This is a genomic window from Thiothrix lacustris DSM 21227 (assembly GCF_000621325.1).
Classification (GTDB): domain Bacteria; phylum Pseudomonadota; class Gammaproteobacteria; order Thiotrichales; family Thiotrichaceae; genus Thiothrix; species Thiothrix lacustris.
The window spans coordinates 150,842-170,442 of sequence record NZ_JHYQ01000001.1 but is presented as its reverse complement, the minus strand read 5'-3'; the positions used below and the strand labels follow the sequence as shown (position 1 = coordinate 170,442).

The 19,601-nt window shown below is 45.1% G+C and carries 26 protein-coding genes; 16 read left to right on the top strand and 10 right to left on the bottom strand.

Features of this window, described 5'->3' with window-relative positions; genetic code table 11:
* Positions 1 to 20: 20 nt before the first annotated feature.
* The 9 genes from bioH (at position 21) to Q394_RS0100780 (ending at position 8,352) form a co-directional block, all read left to right on the top strand.
* Positions 21 to 794 carry a pimeloyl-ACP methyl ester esterase BioH gene (bioH, locus tag Q394_RS0100820; protein ID WP_028487607.1) on the top strand — a complete coding sequence of 258 codons (774 nt, stop codon included), beginning with the start codon at positions 21 to 23 and terminating at the stop codon, positions 792 to 794.
* Between the two features lie 136 nt (positions 795 to 930).
* Complete coding sequence (locus Q394_RS0100815; protein WP_028487606.1) at positions 931 to 1,476, top strand: hypothetical protein; 546 nt, start codon at positions 931 to 933, stop codon at positions 1,474 to 1,476.
* A 44-nt stretch (positions 1,477 to 1,520) separates the two neighbouring features.
* Positions 1,521 to 2,681: a hypothetical protein gene (locus tag Q394_RS0100810; protein WP_028487605.1), complete on the top strand. Its 1,161-nt coding sequence runs from the start codon at positions 1,521 to 1,523 to the stop codon at positions 2,679 to 2,681.
* A 100-nt stretch (positions 2,682 to 2,781) separates the two neighbouring features.
* Positions 2,782 to 3,654, top strand: a complete 873-nt coding sequence (bioC, locus tag Q394_RS0100805; protein WP_028487604.1) for a malonyl-ACP O-methyltransferase BioC — start codon at positions 2,782 to 2,784, stop codon at positions 3,652 to 3,654.
* A complete protein-coding gene (locus Q394_RS0100800; protein WP_028487603.1) occupies positions 3,651 to 3,893 on the top strand; it encodes a CDGSH iron-sulfur domain-containing protein in 243 nt (80 codons plus the stop codon). The genes bioC and Q394_RS0100800 overlap by 4 nt, the downstream gene beginning before the upstream one ends.
* 57 nt (positions 3,894 to 3,950) lie before the next feature.
* On the top strand, positions 3,951 to 4,400 hold the full coding sequence (locus Q394_RS0100795) for a hypothetical protein (RefSeq protein WP_028487602.1): 450 nt from the start codon (positions 3,951 to 3,953) through the stop codon (positions 4,398 to 4,400).
* Positions 4,384 to 5,250: an NUDIX hydrolase gene (locus Q394_RS0100790; RefSeq protein ID WP_028487601.1), complete on the top strand. Its 867-nt coding sequence runs from the start codon at positions 4,384 to 4,386 to the stop codon at positions 5,248 to 5,250. Before Q394_RS0100795 ends, Q394_RS0100790 begins: the two co-directional genes overlap by 17 nt.
* A 3-nt stretch (positions 5,251 to 5,253) precedes the next feature.
* Positions 5,254 to 7,863: an aminopeptidase N gene (gene pepN / locus Q394_RS0100785; protein ID WP_028487600.1), complete on the top strand. Its 2,610-nt coding sequence runs from the start codon at positions 5,254 to 5,256 to the stop codon at positions 7,861 to 7,863.
* A 36-nt stretch (positions 7,864 to 7,899) separates the two neighbouring features.
* Positions 7,900 to 8,352, top strand: coding sequence for a hypothetical protein (locus Q394_RS0100780; RefSeq protein WP_028487599.1), 453 nt, complete (start codon positions 7,900 to 7,902; stop codon positions 8,350 to 8,352).
* Positions 8,353 to 8,404: 52 nt separating this feature from the next.
* On the opposite strand, the gene Q394_RS0100775 is transcribed toward Q394_RS0100780, so the two are convergent.
* From Q394_RS0100775 to Q394_RS0100755, 5 genes are all read right to left on the bottom strand, one after another.
* Positions 8,405 to 9,139 carry a sulfotransferase family protein gene (locus tag Q394_RS0100775; protein ID WP_028487598.1) on the bottom strand — a complete coding sequence of 245 codons (735 nt, stop codon included), beginning with the start codon at positions 9,137 to 9,139 and terminating at the stop codon, positions 8,405 to 8,407.
* Positions 9,140 to 9,192: 53 nt separating this feature from the next.
* A complete protein-coding gene (locus Q394_RS0100770; RefSeq protein ID WP_028487597.1) occupies positions 9,193 to 9,939 on the bottom strand; it encodes a hypothetical protein in 747 nt (248 codons plus the stop codon).
* Positions 9,936 to 10,247: an SMEK domain-containing protein gene (locus Q394_RS23035; protein ID WP_028487596.1), complete on the bottom strand. Its 312-nt coding sequence runs from the start codon at positions 10,245 to 10,247 to the stop codon at positions 9,936 to 9,938. Before Q394_RS23035 ends, Q394_RS0100770 begins: the two co-directional genes overlap by 4 nt.
* Before the next feature lie 179 nt (positions 10,248 to 10,426).
* Positions 10,427 to 10,654 (bottom strand): BrnA antitoxin family protein, encoded by a 228-nt coding sequence (locus Q394_RS0100760; protein WP_028487595.1) that lies wholly within the window; start codon positions 10,652 to 10,654, stop codon positions 10,427 to 10,429.
* Positions 10,651 to 10,938: a BrnT family toxin gene (locus Q394_RS0100755; protein WP_028487594.1), complete on the bottom strand. Its 288-nt coding sequence runs from the start codon at positions 10,936 to 10,938 to the stop codon at positions 10,651 to 10,653. Before Q394_RS0100755 ends, Q394_RS0100760 begins: the two co-directional genes overlap by 4 nt.
* Before the next feature lie 95 nt (positions 10,939 to 11,033).
* Between Q394_RS0100755 and Q394_RS18580 the strand changes: the two genes are divergently transcribed.
* On the top strand, positions 11,034 to 12,470 hold the full coding sequence (locus Q394_RS18580; protein ID WP_342665147.1) for an AAA family ATPase: 1,437 nt from the start codon (positions 11,034 to 11,036) through the stop codon (positions 12,468 to 12,470).
* Between the two features lie 131 nt (positions 12,471 to 12,601).
* Here the strand turns inward: Q394_RS18580 and Q394_RS0100745 are convergent, their stop codons facing one another.
* From Q394_RS0100745 to Q394_RS0100730, 4 genes are all read right to left on the bottom strand, one after another.
* A complete protein-coding gene (locus Q394_RS0100745; protein WP_028487593.1) occupies positions 12,602 to 12,952 on the bottom strand; it encodes a hypothetical protein in 351 nt (116 codons plus the stop codon).
* Positions 12,953 to 13,367: 415 nt separating this feature from the next.
* On the bottom strand, positions 13,368 to 13,877 hold the full coding sequence (locus Q394_RS0100740; RefSeq protein ID WP_028487592.1) for a hypothetical protein: 510 nt from the start codon (positions 13,875 to 13,877) through the stop codon (positions 13,368 to 13,370).
* A 115-nt stretch (positions 13,878 to 13,992) separates the two neighbouring features.
* Positions 13,993 to 15,297 carry an integron integrase gene (locus tag Q394_RS0100735; RefSeq protein WP_051542563.1) on the bottom strand — a complete coding sequence of 435 codons (1,305 nt, stop codon included), beginning with the start codon at positions 15,295 to 15,297 and terminating at the stop codon, positions 13,993 to 13,995.
* 77 nt (positions 15,298 to 15,374) lie between these two features.
* On the bottom strand, positions 15,375 to 15,830 hold the full coding sequence (locus tag Q394_RS0100730; RefSeq protein WP_028487590.1) for a hypothetical protein: 456 nt from the start codon (positions 15,828 to 15,830) through the stop codon (positions 15,375 to 15,377).
* Positions 15,831 to 16,121: 291 nt separating this feature from the next.
* Between Q394_RS0100730 and Q394_RS0100725 the strand changes: the two genes are divergently transcribed.
* Positions 16,122 to 16,583 carry a hypothetical protein gene (locus Q394_RS0100725; RefSeq protein ID WP_028487589.1) on the top strand — a complete coding sequence of 154 codons (462 nt, stop codon included), beginning with the start codon at positions 16,122 to 16,124 and terminating at the stop codon, positions 16,581 to 16,583.
* Between the two features lie 328 nt (positions 16,584 to 16,911).
* Here Q394_RS0100725 and Q394_RS0100720 read toward each other — a convergent pair whose 3' ends face one another.
* The gene (locus Q394_RS0100720) at positions 16,912 to 17,148 is read right to left on the bottom strand and encodes a hypothetical protein (protein WP_028487588.1); all 237 of its coding nucleotides are present in this window, start codon (positions 17,146 to 17,148) and stop codon (positions 16,912 to 16,914) included.
* Positions 17,149 to 17,698: 550 nt separating this feature from the next.
* Here Q394_RS0100720 and Q394_RS0100715 point away from each other — a divergent pair.
* The 5 genes from Q394_RS0100715 (at position 17,699) to Q394_RS0100695 (ending at position 19,526) form a co-directional block, all read left to right on the top strand.
* A complete protein-coding gene (locus tag Q394_RS0100715) occupies positions 17,699 to 17,878 on the top strand; it encodes a hypothetical protein (RefSeq protein WP_028487587.1) in 180 nt (59 codons plus the stop codon).
* A gap of 11 nt (positions 17,879 to 17,889) precedes the next feature.
* On the top strand, positions 17,890 to 18,390 hold the full coding sequence (locus tag Q394_RS0100710) for a hypothetical protein (RefSeq protein ID WP_028487586.1): 501 nt from the start codon (positions 17,890 to 17,892) through the stop codon (positions 18,388 to 18,390).
* Positions 18,387 to 18,629, top strand: a complete 243-nt coding sequence (locus tag Q394_RS0100705) for a hypothetical protein (protein WP_028487585.1) — start codon at positions 18,387 to 18,389, stop codon at positions 18,627 to 18,629. The genes Q394_RS0100710 and Q394_RS0100705 overlap by 4 nt, the downstream gene beginning before the upstream one ends.
* On the top strand, positions 18,626 to 18,952 hold the full coding sequence (locus Q394_RS0100700) for a hypothetical protein (protein WP_028487584.1): 327 nt from the start codon (positions 18,626 to 18,628) through the stop codon (positions 18,950 to 18,952). Before Q394_RS0100705 ends, Q394_RS0100700 begins: the two co-directional genes overlap by 4 nt.
* Before the next feature lie 121 nt (positions 18,953 to 19,073).
* On the top strand, positions 19,074 to 19,526 hold the full coding sequence (locus tag Q394_RS0100695) for a hypothetical protein (protein ID WP_028487583.1): 453 nt from the start codon (positions 19,074 to 19,076) through the stop codon (positions 19,524 to 19,526).
* Positions 19,527 to 19,601: the final 75 nt, after the last annotated feature.

Sequence of the window (19,601 nt, the reverse complement as noted above, 5' to 3'; positions counted from 1 at the left end):
TTTATTATTGAGAGTTAAACGTGACCGCATTGTATACCAACATTACTGGACAAGGCAGACCCCTTGTCCTCCTCCACGGCTGGGGAATGAATAGCCACGTCTGGCAACCGTTGTTGCCCGAACTGGCACAATACGCCCAAGTGATCTGCATCGACTTGCCGGGGCATGGCGCGAACAGCCACTTGCCGCTGGGAACCGTGGCGGAAGCGGTAAAACAACTTGCCCCACACATTCCCGACGATGCCATCATCATGGGTTGGTCACTCGGTGGCCTGATTGCGCAAGCGCTGGCGCACGCACTACCGGAGCGGGTAACTGCCCTGATCCTGATTGCCAGCACGCCCAAATTCGTTGCGGAAGGCGACTGGTCGCACGGGGTTTCCCCCGACTTGCTCGCTCTGTTTGGCAGAAGTTTGCAAACCGATTACCTTGGCACGGTGAAACGCTTTTTTGCCCTGCAATTCCTCAGTACCAAAACCGATACCCGCGTGGTCAATGCCTTGCGTGACACCATCATGCAGCACCCGGCGAGTGTGGCGGCGCTGGAAGATGGCTTGGCTATCCTGCAAACCGCCGACTTTTCCCAAACACCCATCAAGCAGCCGACGCTGTGGATGTTGGGCAAGCTCGATAAGCTGATTCCGGCGTCATTGGCGGAGGTGCTGCCGGACATGGGGTATCAGCATGTGGCAATGCTCAATAGCGCCGCGCATGTGCCCTTTGTGACCCACCCGGAGAGTTTTATGGAGCATATTGCAGCCTTTCTGGATGCGTCTGATGTCAAAATCTACTGATTTTTCATGAATATGTTTAAGGGGTGATGCCAGTCACATCAAAAAATAATCAATTGATTTAGTTTTAGCGTATTCAGGATCAAATTAAACAAATAGTTTTTTGATTGATCGGTTTTGCTTATTTGAGGGCTGGGTTATGAGGATTCCAAAAAGCTACTGGTATTATTGGCATACTGGCAATAAGCCCGTTGCTGTTATCAGCATGATCTTAAGCGCTGCGGTGACGTGGTTGGTCTTGGCTATCTCGGCCGGGTTCTCAATCTGGGGAATAATCCTTGCTGTATTGCTCGACACGCTGGGGTTCTGGGTGGCGATCATCTACTTCGCCCTGCGCAGTTACCTGCCAAGCTTTATGTTGGAACAATGCGATACACTGGTTCTGTATCAGTTCGTTATCCCTGTCTGCATCGCGTTTGCCGTCGGAAGGCTAATAACATTATTGGTAGCGAAGTTTAACCCAGAGTGGTCTAAGAAAAGCGTAATAGCTTTGGTTGGGCTGGCTATTGTGAGTAGTGCGGTTGCCCTAAAAGTTGAGTATGACCAGAGGAAAGCCCTTGAAGAAGAAGCCGCTAAACCCGGAAAAGTCGAAAAACTGAAGGCAGTCGCATTACAACAGCTTTCAGACAGCTGCAAAAGTTTGGCAGTTAGTCTCGAAAAGAACCCAGATGAATATTGTAAGTAATTATTTTTAATAAAATTTAATGGATTTCCTTTTTGGGAGGAATCATGATTTCAGAATTGGCAGGTTTCGCTTTAAGCCGTTCCATTCCCGACAACTTGATGCTTGGGGTGTTGGCTGGTGTTAATAAAGTGTACGGTGGTGTTGTCCGTAATGAACAAGGCCAAATCTTGGCACATCTTGTGAATAGTTCTACCCCAAGCAACATTTTATCAGCCTTTACTTCGCCGCTGAACACACTCCTTTCAGGCGTTAATACCTATCAACTCCATCGTATCGGTGGGGATGTTGGTGTTATTGGTGCTGAAGTTGGTCGCGTGGGTGCTGAAGTGAGTCACATAGGCGCTAATGTCACTCAATTGCTTCAGTTCGCTCAAGCGTCCATGCTTTTGTCTGGTTTAACGCTTGCTGTTAGCTCTGCCGGTTTCCTGTTTTTAAGTAATAAGATAAATAAAATTGATGAAAGATTGCAGCAAGTTGCCTCTGATGTGAAGTACATCAAATCGTTTCTTGAGCTACAAGAAAGATCCAGGTTGATAGCAGCCCTAAAGGTCATTAGAGAATTAAATAAAGTGGAAGATAGTTCAGCCAAACTTCAGATGCTAATCAGTAGCAGGCAAACTATCGGGGAAATACACGAAAAATATAAAATGTTACTGACCGACAGTAGCAATGAATATTCTTTCATGGCAGCAGAAGAATATTTCACCATTACGGCGATTGGGCATTCGTTGTGTTCGGCCGAACTGGATATGTACGATCAGGCCGTGAACGATTTGAATGATGCGCAAGCTGTGTGGCAAAGCTCATCCAGAGCTTTTGTTAAACACCATGTCATTAACGATAATGCGCAAAGATTTCTGACAAAAGATTACGTGAAACACATCGGTTCTGCCGAAGTGATTGAGTGGGTTGACTTCGCTGAGTCCACCTCAGATGGCATGGGCATTCTTGACCGCTTGAGGGGAGAGCCACAGAAAATGAGTTTTGGGTGGTCTATGCTCAAGGGAATAGACAATGAAGAAAAGTTAAACCTTGAGGTTTCAAGGAAAATTATTGCCAGAAATAAGATACTCCAAGGCTATGCTGATCAACTGAAATACCTGGCACAGATAAGGCAAAAGCCGTCTACTGTCCAACATTTCATGGATAGCATTCCTGCTGATGACAGTGTTGAAGGCTGCTATATCTTTGTCGCCAATGCTTAAGCTGGCTGATTAGGCATTCCTGCTTTACCCTGACATTGTATACTCCATCCGCTTGTTACCCACCCGGAGACTTTCATGGAACATCGCGGGGCATTTCTGGATGCGCTCTAATACTGCTAACCCCTACTTGCTGGACAAACACAAAACCCGCCAAGGCTTTGAACGGGCAGCAGAAACCTATGACGCCAATGCCTTGTTGCAGCGTGAAATCGGCGCACGCCTGCTGGAACGGTTGGATCTGATTAAGATGCAGCCAGAAACCGTGCTCGATCTGGGCTGCGGCACGGGCATGGTCAGCGAACACGTGCTCAAGCGTTACAAAAAAGCGCGTGTCATCGGCGTCGATCTCGCGCTGAATATGGTGAAAAAAACCCGGCAGCGCGGCGGTTGGTTCCGTAAGCCGCAAGGCGTGTGTGCCGATGCCGCCAGCCTGCCATTCCTGCCGCAATGTGCCGATATGCTGATTTCTAACCTGATGCTGCAATGGTGCAATGATTTGCCAGCGGTATTCGGGGAATGGGTGCAGGTGCTCAAGCCCAACGGCTTGCTGATGTTTGCCACCTTCGGCCCCGATACCCTCAAGGAATTGCGGGCAAGCTGGGGGCAGGTGGATGGCTTTACCCACGCTAGTCAGTTCGTGGACATGCATGACGTGGGCGATGCCTTGCTGCAAGCTGGATTCCGTGACCCGGTGATGGATATGGAAACGATTACCCTGACCTATGCCGACGTGCGCGGCCTGTTGCGTGACCTCAAGGGGATAGGGGCGAACAATGCCACGCACGGACGTAATCACGGGCTGACGGGTAAAGCACGCTTACAAGCCTTCTTACAGGCTTACGAATACTTTCGCCAAGAGGGTGGTTTGTATCCCGCCACCTATGAAGTAGTGTATGGTCACGCGTGGGCACCGACCCTGTTGCCCAGTAAATTGCCCGAAAAATTTATCCCCATCATGAGGAGCACAACATGACTGACCCCGTAATCGCGCAGAAAAAACCGTGTGTGGTAGAGCTGGAAGCTGGAACTAGCTATTGGTGGTGTACCTGCGGGCGTTCCGCCAACCAGCCATTTTGCGACGGTTCTCATAAAGGCACGGATTTTACCCCGATGGAATTTACTGTGCCGGAAAGCAAGAAATACGGTCTGTGTGCTTGCAAGTACACCAAAACCGCACCTTTTTGTGATGCAACTCATCGTAATCTGGACTGAAGTCTGACACGGGTATGGTAGAGTTAAGCCAATTCTTTGGGTATTTGGCTAACAACAATGAAAAAAACCTACACTATCCAGTCAATTGTTTGTACTGAGATTTCCCCCGGCAAAGGTTCGATGGCTTGGCAATTGCGTGATAATGCCGATGAGCGCTTGCGTAAAGTCAGTGGAATCAGTACCTTGGATAAAAATGGTCTGATAGAATCAGTACGCTCGATCTACACCCGTGAAGCGCCCTTGGTGGAGGAGTTGCTACTGTGTCAGGAAGGTGACACTTTCAGTATCGACTTTAGCGACTTCAATCAGGCTCAGGGTTATATTAACCGGGAAATGTACGCCAACATGCAGAAATGCGAACGCTTGTCCTGCATGGTCGGCAAATTATGGCGGGTACTTGCTGTGATGGCGCTGCTGGTTATACTCTCCTTAGTCTGGATGCTGAATAGCAGCATGACTAAATTTTCCCAACAACAACCCTTAATTCATCATGAGCAGTTACCTTGATCGTATTAACGCCTGTAATAATTTTGAGGCTACCCATTATTTAGCCCTCCTGATCGCTGGTAAAGTGTATGGGCAAGTTCAGCCTGATTTTGCCCAGCATCTGGCGCATTGGCCGGAGGTGTTTACGGTGACGGCCACAACCGTGACCTTGAACCCTGAATTAGTCGATTATACGTCCCGTACTGCGGCTGTTGCCCCGGTGTTTCGTGCCTTGCACCAGCAAGGGGTGATTGACAGTTGGGTGGCAGAAGCTTACCCGATTACCCATAGCTTTGGTGGTTATGCCGAGCTGGAAATTGAGCGGGCAGCGACTAATTTCATGGGTGTGAAAACGTTTGGCATCCATGTTAATGGTTTGGTGCAAACCGCAAAAGGGGTGGAGGTATGGGTGGCGACGCGCTCACTGGATAAACCTTTCTGGCCGGGCAAGCTGGATCAGATGGTGGCAGGCGGTCAGCCGGTTGGTTTGGGCTTGCTGGAAAATGTCATCAAAGAATCACAGGAAGAAGCTAATATTCCCGTGGAATTGGCGCAACAGGCGCAAGCGATTGGCACGATTCCTTACCGTCAACAAGGTTGGCGTGGCTTGGATAATTCCACCATTTATGTGTATGACTTGTGGTTGCCGGAAGACTTTGTGCCAGAAAATACCGATGGTGAAGTGATTGCGTTTGAGCGGATGCCTTTGGCAGAAATAGCCCGCTTGACCGAAACCACAGAGGCATTCAAAGACAATTGCAACCTAGTTAATATTGATCTCTTATTGCGCAATGGAATGATTACGCCACAACACCCCCAACATGCTGCTATCCTCAAGACTTTATACACTGCTGATAATACAAAGAGTTAAATAATGAAAGAAGGCCAACCGACAACGATTTATTTGCAGGACTATGCTGCACCCGCTTACCGCGTGGATGCTGTGTCCCTAGTATTTGAATTGGGCGAAGCATCTACCCGCGTTACCAGTGTTGCCAATTACCGCCGCGAGCCGGGGGTAGCTGCCGATACGCCGTTGGAATTGTACGGTGAAGCCCTCGAATTGCTGGAAGTTCGCCTGAATGGTTTGCCACTCAGCGAGACGGATTACAGCATCAGCGATACTGGCATGAGTGTCCACAACGTATCCGCGCTGTGTACGCTGGAAATCGTCACGCGCATTTACCCGCAGAAAAATACCTCGCTGGAAGGCTTGTACCAGACCAGCGGTAATTTCTGCACCCAATGTGAGGCGCAGGGTTTCCGCAAAATTACCTATTACCCCGATCGCCCGGATGTGATGACGGTGTTCACCACCCAGATTCTGGCGGATAAGCAAAAGTACCCGGTACTGCTGTCCAACGGCAACCTTACTGGCAGCGGTGATTTACCGGATGGGCGTCACTGGGCGCGTTGGGAAGACCCGTTCCACAAACCGGCGTATTTGTTTGCGCTGGTGGCAGGCAATTTGCAGCATGTGGAAGACCATTACACCACGCTTTCCGGGCGTGACGTGACCTTGCGCATCTACACCGAAGCGCACAATATCGACAAATGTGACCACGCGATGCAGTCGCTGAAGCGGGCGATGTCTTGGGATGAACAGCGTTTCGGGCTGGAATACGACCTCGATATTTACATGGTTGTGGCGGTCGATGACTTCAATATGGGGGCGATGGAAAACAAGGGCTTGAACGTGTTCAATTCCAAGTTGGTATTCGCCAGCCCCGCCACCGCTACGGATATGGATTACGTCAATATTGAAGCGGTGATTGGCCACGAATATTTCCACAACTGGACAGGCAACCGCGTGACTTGCCGTGACTGGTTCCAGTTGTCGCTCAAGGAGGGCTTGACGGTGTTCCGCGATCAGGAATTCACTTCCGATTTGCATTCGCGCCCAGTCAAGCGCATTGAGGATGTGCGGGCATTGCGTACCTTCCAGTTCGCCGAAGATGCCAGCCCGATGGCGCACCCGATCCGCCCGGCTTCCTACATGGAAATCAACAATTTCTACACCGTGACCGTTTACGAAAAAGGCGCGGAAGTGGTGCGCATGTATCAGACGCTGTTGGGGCGTGACGGTTTCCGCAAGGGCATGGACTTGTACTTCCAGCGCCATGACGGGCAGGCGGTTGCCACCGAAAATTTCCTCGCTGCGATGGCAGATGCCAATGAAGCGGATTTAAGCCAATTCCAGCGTTGGTACGATCAGGCTGGCACGCCGCAAGTGGCCGTGCGCATGGATTATGATGCAGCGGCACAACGTTGCACCCTGCATTTCAGCCAAAGCTGCCCGGCAACCCCGGAAGCCGATAACAAGCTGCCATTCCTGATTCCGGTTGCGGTCGGTTTGCTGGATGGTAAGGGGCAAGACCTGATCGGCACGCAAGTGTTACGTCTGACCGATACGGAGCAGTCGTTCACGTTTGACAAGGTGCCGGAACAGCCAGTGCCCTCTTTGCTGCGTGATTTTTCTGCGCCGGTGAAGCTCAACTACCCGTATGCGGAAGCGGATCTGGTGTTCCTGATGAAGCACGACAGCGATGCTTTCAACCGTTGGGATGCCGGGCAACGGCTGGCGATGCAAACCACCCTGAAGCTGTTGGCAGCACACCAGCAACAGGAAGCCTTCGGACTGGAGCACGATTTCATCAGCGCTTATCAGGCTATTCTCACCGACGATGCGTTGGATCGTGCCTTGCGTGCCGCAGCCTTGCAATTGCCGTCCGAAGCGGATATTGCTGAAGTGGCGCGGCCTTCTGACCCGGAAGCCATTCATGCCGTGCGCGAATTTATCTACACCACGCTGGCAAAAGCGTTGTGGCTGGATCTGGAACGTCTGTATGCGGAATTGCACGAGGAGGGTGAATACTCGCCGGATGCGACCAGCATTGGCCGCCGCAGCCTGAAAAACGTTTGTTTGGCGTATCTGGGGCGGATTCAGGATGATGGTATCCATGAAGCCTGTTTGCAACAGTACCTTGCGGCAGGCAATATGACCGATGCGATGGCGGCTTTGGCAGTGCTGAGCAGTATTGAATGCCCACAACGTGAGCAAGCCTTACAGCATTTCCACGACCGCTGGCAGCATGATTCGTTGGTGATGGATAAATGGTTTGCGCTGCAAGCCACGTCTTCCTTGCCGGATACCTTGGAACAAGTGCAAGCCTTGATGCAGCACAAGCTGTTCGATATGCGTAACCCCAACAAGGTACGTGCTTTGGTTGGCAGTTTCGCGATGCGCAACCCGTTGCATTTCCACGCGCAAGACGGCAGTGGTTACGTTTTCCTCACCGAACGGGTACTGGAACTGGATGCGATGAACCCGCAGATTGCTTCCCGCATGGTACGCCCGCTGATGAACTGGCGGCAGTACGAGCCGGTGCGCAGTGCGCTGATGAAAGCCCAACTGGAACGCATTCAGGCACACAGCGGCTTGTCTGGGGATGTGAATGAAATCGTGAGCAAGAGTCTGGTATGATAGCCGCGACTTGTACTTAATGAGAGAGGGCATGAAATGAAATTGAATAGCTTGAAAGCGCTAGGGTTGGCAGTATTGTTGATGACTGGCGGTAACGCGGTTGCTGATGAAGTCTGGAACACCAACGTAGGCCGGATTGTGTACGCGGATGAGATCGGTCCAACAGCCGTGTTCGCGTATGGCCCGGCAGAAGATCCTGGTGTGGTGTATGTCTTGGGTCTTGCCAAGGTCTACCAGAATCGTGGCACGTATGATGGTTACTGGGCAAAAAACAAGGCCAAGGTGGAATGTACTACGGAACGCCCAGGCATTTATGGCAATATGACCAAGTACTGGGGGCGTTACCAGATCAAGTTCCTCGATAAAGGTTTCCCTGCCCGTTGGGAAGCGACGTGGAGCTATTGTGATGGCGCGGCTGAGTCCGTGAAGATCGAAGCAACGCCAGCCGTTGGCGAAGCGGTTGCTGCACCCGCACCTGCGAAGAAATAAACCCCGAAGAAAATCCTCCCCTAACCCCCTCCTTTTGCAAAGGAGGGGGTTTTTATGTGGATGCTAAAGAATCCTTGGCGTTATGGATTAGTTGCTGGCGGCAGCTTTGGTAAGCTTGTGTGGCTTGTTGCAATAAGGTCGCATCCAACGCCACATCATCCAGCGCTTCCTGAAAATCTGGTAATATTTTGCCGGTGTGAATGAGGGGGGAGGTATCCCCCGCACCGGCTACGCCCGTTTTGGCAAAGCTACCGTATTCAGGCGATAACGGTTCGGCCATCCCTATCCATTGCTGTAACTGGCTTAATAAGCGGTCAGTGTCTGTACAGACTTTTTCGGTATCAAAATAGTAATAACGTTGTGGGTGTTGCTGGGCGAAGTCGGTAAGGGTTTGCAGCCGTTCGAGGTAATAGTCGGTTGCGCCAGTGGGTTGTGCATACAAGTCATCGCTGGATTTTTGCTGGAATAATTTGATGATGCTTTTAATGGTTGGCTCAGGTTGGCGTAATGCAATAAAAATGACGGCATCTTGCAACGCGGGCAGGCTTACATTCAGCCGGTAATCGTTGTGCAGCAGTTTATCAAACTGATAGTGACTGTCGGGTTTTAAGCTGTCGTGTTGGCTGTAATCCGCGATTTGCTGGGCTAGATCAGCGTCGCTGAGGTAGCTTTGGTGCATTTCGTAATAGCCATTGATACGCGGGTGTGAGCCGATAATATGCCCCAGCAAACTGCTGTAGGCTCGCATGTGGCTGAGTAGGAAGATTCGGGAATAGGGGTGTGTCATGGGTTGGGCTTCCTATTTGGTCGCTGGTCATAATAATATTTAAGGTTTTTCTATCAAGTTTGACTTTTGGTGTGCATTTGCTCAATTATTGAGTAAGTGTTTTTGGGAATAGTATTGCTCCCCATTGTGCAAATTAAAAACTTATTACTGTTAGCAACTAAACAAGATGTGATTTTTTTGTTTTTAACTGTTATCTCATGAAAACTTGCAGTATCGAAGCAAAGTCCAGCTATCTCTGCTTGATGTTTAAGCCAACTATTATTTGATATTTCCTTTAAGTTTAGTGAATTCCTGCTGCTTATTGCTGAGACAATTAATACTGACTTGTCTATTAAGTAATTTTTTAACAAAGCAGCATATTTTTTGGTTATCTCATTCTTTAAGTGATTTTTTAGGAATTGTGTTTTATTAAAACTATTGCTATGCAAGAAAAAAGCCTCAACATTTTCAATGCCATCACAGTCAATAATTTTTTCTATTTGAATAATGCGGGAAATTCTTGTTTTTGCTGTACCATTAATGATTGTATCATCGTTAGTGTATTTATCTTTTAACCAGTCTGAAATATCGCTATAACTAACAGTGGCGGGGAATTCTTTTAATATTGAAGAGTGTTCTTGAAATGATAAAACTCCACCGGGATTGTTATTTAAAACAATTAAAGGATTTCTGCCTTTTTTAATTGGATAATATGGCTCTGGCAGATGGCTAATGTCAAAATCTTTTGAGAAGTCTGTGAATTGATTAGGAGAGGTTCTCCAAGTCATATAAATTTGATCACAAAATGTTTTGTAGTTCATCGAATAGCTCCTATGGTCTTAACGAAAGTGTAAAAACAGGAGTCCAACCCTTTTGATGCGTGCTTTTGATACATGACCTGTTTTCTGATGTGACTTGGGAAGCATATGCGAGAATCTTCATCTCCAAGGTCAATTACTGGATAATTGCTGACTAACCTATTGGCATAAATCAATTTTAAATTGTAAATTTTGTTTAAAAGCTGACAAAGGAAGTCTTCAGAATTTTTATTAATATCTGTCTGAACAAGAGTGTTATTTATTAAATAAAATCCTGATAATTTCATTGGCTTCTTAGTAATCGAATTCATTATTATACTTTTTCATAGATGCATATTTTCTCCTGGTAAATATAACATTCGAATTGATGGAATTGGCGGTAAACTGATTGATCGGAGTCGCGAGCCATTATCGTCTCATGGCGCATTTCCCCGTTTGCTAATCAATTTCGCAGGAGTATACTGCCGACGAACGGTATGCGCATTATTTTTTATGCCGGATTCGATAACCACGAAATGTCAATTGTTCGGTGCTGGCGTACACAGTCACGCAAGTACAAATTGATGAGACTTTGGTAAGGTACACCCGTATTTTCAGCCATTTCTTTGAAATATCCCACCACATCTTCACCCAGCCGAATAGTGACGGACTTCTTCAGCTTTGAGGCGTAGGGATTTTTGCGAGATTTCATTTGAGACAGGTCATATTCCGCTTTCATGGCACGCTACCTTTGTAGTGTTGACGTTCATTTTTGGTTGCTTTGCGAGCTGAGATGATTCTGATGGTAGTGCCTGAATCACGCTCACAGTGGCAAACAAGCAGGATTTTGGATTCATCACTAAGACCGAGCATCAAAAAACGGTCTTCCACATCCGAATGTCCCTCATCGTAAAATTGCACAGCAAATTCATCAAAGAAAACCGACTTGGCTTCCTCAAAAGAAATGCCATGTTTACGCTGATTTGAAGCAGCTTTTGCTGTATCCCACTCGAATTTCATCATAGTTACATTGTATGTACGAGATTTGATGTGTCAAGCGTAAACGCTACATGGCTATATGCTATCATCTGCCACATCACCACCGTGCAGGACGTGCCATGAAAATCCCCTACGGCTTGAGCAATTTCAAGAAAGTCATCACCGAAGGTTTTGTCTATGTGGACAAAACCGCCTACATCGCCGCGTTAGAAGCCGATGGGCAGTACCACTTTCTGTTGCGCCCGCGCCGTTTCGGTAAAAGCCTGTTCATCTCGGCACTGGAGTATTACTACGACGTAAAGCACCAAGGGGATTTCGACGCAATCTTTTCCAAACTCCACATCGGGCAACACCCCACCCCGACGCGTAGCAGCTATCAGGTGCTGTTTATGGAGTTCAGCGGGATTGCCACGGATAGCGCGGAATCGGTTTACCGTGCGTTTACCCACAAAGTCGACTTGGCTTTGCAACGCACCCTTGAACGTTACCACTATCCGCCTGAAGCCATCACCAGTGTTGCGCAAAGCCTGTCCCCCTACGAAAAAATGGAATCGTTTTTCAAGGCGGCTGAAGGGCAAAAAGTCTTTTTATTGATCGACGAATACGACCATTTCGCCAATTCGATACTGGCGGAGAATATGCCACTGTTCAAAGCTATCGTCGGCAAGGGCGGTTTCGTGCGCAGTTTTTACGAAACCATCAAGGCAGCTACCCAGCGCGGCACTGTAGACCGTTTGTTCATCACGGGGGTTACGCCGATCATGCTGGATAGCCTGACCAGTGGGTTTAATATCGGCAAAAACCTGTCGCTACAAGAAGACTTCAATGCCGCAGTTGGTTTTACCAAGGATGAAGTAGCGGGTTTACTCCAGCCTTTAGCGGTCGATTGCCATCTGGATGCCTCAGTGTTGCTGGAGGATGTGACCCGTTGGTACAACGGCTACCGCTTCCACGCGGATGCCCCTGAAACGGTTTATAACGCCAATATGGTGCTGTATTTTCTGGATAATTTCGACACAAAACGCTGTGCTTATCCGAAAAAAATGCTGGATGCGAATATTGCCTCCGACTATGGCAAGTTAATGGGGCTGTTCGGCATCGGCGACCGTGAAGACAATTACAAGGTGCTGGATGAGTTGCTCAACATGGGCGAAGTCATCGCACGACAGGCGGAAAAATTTGATTTCGACAAAGGCTTTTTTCGGGATGATTTCATCAGCTTGTTAGCCTATATGGGGTTTGTGTCGCTGCAACGCGAAGAGTTGGCTGGTGAGGTGTTTGCTATCCCCAACCATGTGATGCAAGAGATGTATTTCCAGTATTTCAAAGCGGAACTGGAGCGCCGTAACCAGATTGAGATTCCCAATCGTGGCTTAGCATCGGCAGTGGCATCAGCATCAGCATCTGATCGAACTGAAATACGCCAAAAAATCCGAAGGTGTGAATGGCTGGGAAGCCAAGCGGGAAGAGGGTATTACGCAAGTGCAGGGCTATCTGTCTGTGCCCGAAATCGCCACATTGCCCAAACTCAGCGCGTGGGTGGTGCTGACCGATAGTGAACAACTGAATGTGGTGAAAATACAATGAAAATTCCCTACGGCTTGAGCAATTTCAGGAAAGTTATCACTGAAGGTTTTGTTTATGTGGATAAAACCGCATCAACTGTTTCATCTCTTTTTATGAGTATTCATTTCCAAAATTGCCACCATTTTTTGTTCTGGGAAACCTCTGACTCTTCCCAGCTCCCATCGGCTTTGCGCACTGCACGATGGTTGCCAATAACGATTTCTGTACCGTCAGCATGATCTACGAACTCTAACAATTGAGATGCAAACCAAAAATCTGAACCTGCATCATCCAAGGAAACATTGATAGCATAGTCTTCCCTTAACTCGCCAATTACTTCCACGTTTGTTACGGAAGGGGTGGTTTCACCGTACACTTGGCCAACCTTCCCAGAGAGACCTAATCTGTCTGTTTCTGAGGATGAAAGCACCCTGACATTATCACCAAAAGAAATGATCATAGTTTGGCTCATTTCACTGAAAACTCCTCAAAGATCTACGTAGAATTGCACGATTGTTTGTTTTTCGTTCAATTCCAAAAAATCGAAAAAGTGGTTTGGAGGTTTTTCTACAGCCTCAACGTCCGAATTGACGGGCGCGGCGGGAAGTAATCAAAACGGAGTCGCGGGCTGTCACCGCGTCCGTCGTCGAGAGCCTTGTTATCCTATGATTTTGAATATGCAAAGAATCGACTGCTTATTGTTATGAGAACACCTACCCTAACCTTCTTAATTGAGCCAACGTTATATCACGTATCAAATCATCATGAAAATTAGCTAGGCAGCTTTTTAGCAAATGAACATATTTTTAGCAATTGAACCGTAGCCGCACTTTTTATCAGTAGGGGATAAATTTATCACCATCAGTCTATCAGATCGGTACGATGTGTTATTCCCCGATGTTTAGTATTTGCATGACCGCTGAGCATAAATCATGCGAGCCATGAAGCGTTATCCTAAACACGTTGCCTGGATTGTGTTCAAACAGGAGTAGCCATTGTTTATCGGTTGCGACAAGACCAAGCCATGATACGCCACCTTGTGGTGCAGGTGAACTCTCGAAGCTATTGAGAAGCCACTCGGTGTTGTAATCATAGTTATTTTCACGCACCCACGACAGCAGGGATAAAGCATTATCGGGATCAATACCGTAGAACCAATATGCCTGTTGTTTGTTAGTGACGGATTGAATAGCAGAGATTAATTGACGATATTGCGAGCGATCAGTCCCATCAGCAAATGACGAAGCCTTTGCAATTCCATTGAACATAGAGAGAAAGAAGGAATGATCGAGTTGGGTCTGGTAGAGGGTGACTTCGCGTGCAAAGCCCCTTGGAGAGAAGTATCCATCGGCCGAAAATTGCTTGGTTAATATCCAGTCTTTGATTTTGCTAGACATGTCTTTTCCTTAAGTGGGATAACGTTTTAGTTCAGCAGCCGTAGGTCTGCCTGCAACATCTTGTTAAATGCTACTAGGGAATGTTACCAGCAAACCCCGGATGAAGAAACCGTTATCACAAGTCCAGTGGAGACCTGCAACCGTTAGCACTTATGTTAGCTACATGGAGATATACAGATGTCGTGCTAATATCGGAATGTCCCATAAGTTCCTGTAGAGACCTAATGTCATAGCCCGCTTCAAGTAGAGCTGTGGCAAATGAATGTCTGAGACAGTGGGGATACACGCCCTTAGTGATACCAGCCTTCAGGCCAGCACTGCGTAAAGTCTTCTGTATATACGTCTCATGGATATGATGCCTAAAGCACTCATTAGAATCCTTATCAACATAAATCTTAGAAGCAGGGAACAAGAACTGATAGCCTAATTCAGATTGACGAGCCTTAAGTTTATTACCCTTAAGCCAAGGTATAACAACTTTACCCCAACCATTAGCTAAATCCTTAGCGTGTATATCAGCTACGGAGTTAACATGTTCCTTCATTTCAGCAGTAAGAGTTTTAGGTAACATAAGAATCCTATCCTTACCACCCTTACCAGAGTGTATATGAATCTCACCACGTTGAAAGTCTATGTCTCTAATACGGAGTGTCGCACACTCCATAAGTCTCATACCTGTTCCATATAGCAACTTACCTATAAGTAGCTGTGTCCCAGATAATTCAGTAAATAGTTTAGCTACTTCATCCTTATTCAGGACAGTAGGCAACTTAACTTGCTTAGATGACAGCTTCATAGAACTCATTGGGTCTAATTTCACCTGAAGAAATTTCAGATACAGAAACATTACACCGTTAAACGCCTGCCGCTGAGTCGCTATAGCAACCTTATCAACATTTACCAGATGATTAATGAATGCCTCAATATTCAGATGATTCAGTTTTGAAGGATGTCTATTATTATTAAAGGATATGTATCTCTTAATCCATATCAGATAAGCCTGCTCTGTCTTACGAGAATAGCCCTTAGTCCTCATAAATTCTTGAACCCTCACAAGTAGAGCTTCAATAGATTCGACCTTAGCTCGGCTCTCTGAGAGCCTCTCACTTACAGGAACAGGGGCAACAGGAACAAGATTTGATACATTCATATTTAATTCAAAATCTGTACGTATCGGTTCATATACTTCAGCCAATAGGTCGTTCATAGCCTTATTATATCCAGCTACAACTATACGGGATTCAGATACAGCAGTATCAAAATCAGAACTACCATTAGAGATAGTCATAATCCTACGCTTCAGTGAAGCAAGATACCGATTAGCTTTATCTAACTTGAGTCCAGTTAGATTAAATTCAGAATAGAAGAATACTTCAGATGATAGTGTATTCCATACAGATACAGGACAAATGGTTTTCATAATTAAGATTCCTTTAGGCAAAAAAAAGCCCCATGAGATTTCTCCCACAGGGCTACATTGATAGAGGCAGTTGGATTTTATTCAGCAGAAAAGTCTGCTAAGTTTCCCATCACTGCACCAATTTGGGTAAGCATGTGATTCTTGAACAGTTCCAATGCCAGATTGGAAACAAAGGCAACACCATAGAAGGTAATGACAGTTGTCCAGAATGCACCAATAAAGGTCGCTCCAAACAAAGTAGCTATAGCAGCAACACCAGTAGCACCAATACCAATGGTTGCATTTCTTATCACAGCTCCTATAACACGCTTCTTGGTTGTTTCTGTATCACGCTTGCCTAATACAACATTGTTGCTTGCTCTACAGACAGCATCCCAAAAGGTTGGGTTAACATCCATGTTGCCTAGGTCATCCATGATTTCACCTGTTAGTGTGTCTACTAACCAGTTCTTACAACGAACATAAGTACCAATAATTTTTCTCTTCATGGTTTCATAAATAGAAACAAAGAAGTTTTTGATTTTACTAAACATGATATAACCTCCTAAGGTTATTTGAATTTGATGAACAGTTTGATGTGATTCCGTAACCGCTCAAGTTGGCTTGAGATAAGGACTGTGGAAAGACCGGAGGGGGCATCGACCGCGATACTCCCCGCATTCCCACAGACACCCCTAATCACACACCAGGTTCGTATTCAAAGGATAATGAGTTTATATATATAGGGTGGGGGCTACGGATTTCACTTCACTTTTTTACTTAAAAGCCTTAGTCTAAAAATATAATATATAAATTTTTAAAAATACTATAAGGAGTTGAAAGTAATGAAGAAGAGAAAACAGCAACAGAAAAACCCCAAAACGTTAAACGATACATATAATAGTTCTAATAGATACAGTATGGAAATGGAGCATACTAAATTTAACTATGACGATCATTTAGCCAACTATATGAAGCGTCATGGTAGAGCTGGGTCAGAAAGGGTACGTCAAATGAATAATAGTATTGCTATGGATGAAGTACATCAGGAATCAAAAATAACGGCTACAGCAACAGCAAGAAAAAACGCGCCAAAGACAAACCCATCAATAGCAGAAGAACTAAGTTCAACAGTTAAAAAAAGTTTTGATAAAACAGTAAATAAATTCTCTACGGTAGCAGGTGGATTCTTAGGTGCAAAATTTTCAGCATGGAGCTGGAAACATATGGTAGCAGCAGGAACAGCAACAACAGCAGCTCTGACGGTAGGATTATATTCAGGGTATAAGAAACAAGAAGATGAATAACAAAATGCTATCGCTTGCAGAAAAGTTCTACCTAAATTGCCACATAAAAGGCAGAGAACATTTTATCTTTAATACTAAAAGCTACAGTAATCCCAGTCTTGCTGTAAGTAGATATTCAGATTCACTACAATCTATCCAATCTAAGTATGGAAAATATAAGCCTAACATACCAAGGAATAGAATAGATTCAGGAGAATCATTAGAGTATTTACTTAATTCCAGAGTCGATAGGTATTTAGGTATAGACTTTAGTGGCAGGAATAAGGGGAAAGTTTAATTCCCCTACCCAAACTTGTGGTTGGGGACGTTCGCTAAGAACGCTCACCTATTATCTATATTGTCTCCAGAACGGTAAGCCATCAGGTCGTTCTGATATATGCTTAAGCCCTTTGCCTATTACAGCTCCTGTGATTGCGCCTAACGCGCCCAATTCAATTTCATTACCTTGGATACCTTTAATAGTAGAAGCCTCATAGATGCCAATACCTAAGCCTATAGCAGCAGAACTATAGACATAAGGATTCTTCAGATTATTCCAGATACCTGTTCCAAAATTATTATTCATATACATATCCTCTATGTTTACAATTTACACAATTGTATATCCTCTATCCCTTTATATTATTGAAGTCCAACATTTTATAAATACTGATACCCAGATGTTAGCCTAAAAATCTCAAATAAAAAACTACAAATAATAGAGTTCTATTCATTGACTTGTATAAACTATCGTATACTATAGATTTTATAGATACAAGAATAGATATTAAAGGAGCATAACAATAATGAAGGACTCTGGAACACGAGAGCTATGTGATATAGCGAATTATTACAGCGTTAGGAATTTCCTACAAAAGGAAATCAGCCTTAAGAAACTTACCAATGAAGCCTTAACCAGAAGCAATATCCTTACAGTATCCAACTTATGTAGGAAGTTATGTAAGGAAAATGGGATTCCTGTTTATAAAGCCCATTCAAGTAAGACAAGATTCCGCCCTAAGACGGTATCATTATATCCATATAGCATATTATCTAAGGCAGTTTATGAGACGGAACAGACGACACTTAACATACTTTAAATTTAAACGCACTCAACCCCCTAAAGGTGATAAAACATGAACGATATTTTAGAAAATTCAAATATGACCTTCATTGAGAAGAGTTTATTTGTAGCTTGGCACGCTGGGCAAAACGTTAAAGACTGGATTCAAAACCAAACTACAAGAGCCAAGTATAGAAAATCATTAAAAGAAAAAGCAGGAATAGATATTTACTATCCAAGAAAGCAGATATAACAGGAGCAGTTATGGAAACATTGAATCAAATAGAAAAACTATTAGCTACAGCTAAAACAGTTTCAGCACTAAACGATATTATAGGATTAGATAAAAGCACTACGGTTCTACTACTCAAAGAATATTGTAATGAGAATGACCTGCCAGAGTTAGCAACAATGTTAGAGCGAATCGAACAGACATTGCCAGCCTCAGCAGTAAACGAGCAAGCCGTCAAGGCTGCGAGGCTCTGGCCTCTTGGCCTAGCAGCAGCAGAACCATTAGAAAAGATAGGTGATAAGCTTTACTACAAGGTGTCAGAGTTAGCAACAATGTATGGTCTTGATGCCCCTACATTGAACCAGATGCTATGTAAAGCGGGTCTACAAAAGCAGGTTAACCATAGTAAATATAATAAGACCTACTTCAGAACATCAGCAGGTATTGATTACGCTAAACGTGAGAACAGAGATACCTATGCCATCCTACTATGGCTGGAAGATGTTATGAGATTATTGGAGATGCCAGCATGAATAGACGAGTATCATATTTTAAACATACCCCTTTCAATTTCGTTACTATTAATAACGTGGATTACGTATCCCTATCTTCACTGAGATTGAAAGATAGACCGGATGAAGGGGAGATATTCCAAACTTTTGAACTTACTGCAACTGGTTGTAATCCTTTTGAGATTATCAGAATCACAAGTGCAATAAATTTAGTTAAAGATGAATCATTAAAAGAATACCTAAGAGGAGCAATACAATGAACCCAAACGTCAAAACAATCGAACAATATTATTCCATTAGAGAACAGCAGTTAGCAGAATACCGTGCAGAACAGGAACAATTAGCCTCACTATTCAGGAATGACAAAGCACCAGTAGCAGTAGTTTCTGTAAACGCTCAGTTAGCAACTATCAAAAAGCTACTCAATGACTGTAGTGCTATCAATGTTCCACTCATGCTTGGTTCAAACGGAAATGCAGCAGCTACTATTAGCTCAGAACTGGATTACAAACTTAACCAGCTTTACCAAGCTATCAAAGAAGTAAGAGAGGTCAAAAAGTTTAGCGGCAAACTTATCTCTTGACCACCTACCCAAGCCTGTGGTTGGGGACGTTCGCATTCTTGCGAATGCTCGCCTATCAGACACTTTTGCTACAGCACTATCATAAGTGCTACCTTCAAGATTTTAACACGAGGTAGTACCTATGGCAGAGACAATAGATGTAGATGATTATGTAGTTGTAAATGAAGTGCCTATAGCAGAGACAGTAGAGGTAGGCGCGTCTAGCGACTTGCCGCCTGTGGTAGATGAAGCTAAGACAAAGACAGTAGCTGTAGCTGATACAAAAAAGGCAACACAAACCCGTCGTACTGAAGCCCAACTAAAGGAAGTAGTAAACGAATACATTAAATCAGGTTTAACAATAACTGAATATTGTAGGAAGACTAAAGAAGTCGCAGGAACGTTGGTCAAAAACCTTGAAGATGCTGGATACAGAATGACACTTGGAACAGCACAAGACAGTACCGCAGGCGGGACGCAAGTACCTAGTGAACTTCAGATGGAGAACGATATGTTACTAAATAACTACACCAAGCTACTACAAAAGTATGAACCAGATAAATACAAAATGGCTATGTTAGCCTGTATAGATTGATACAAAAAAATACCCAGTAGTGATTCAGACTATTGGGTATTAAGGTTTACAGTGTGGAAACATTAAATCTCATAA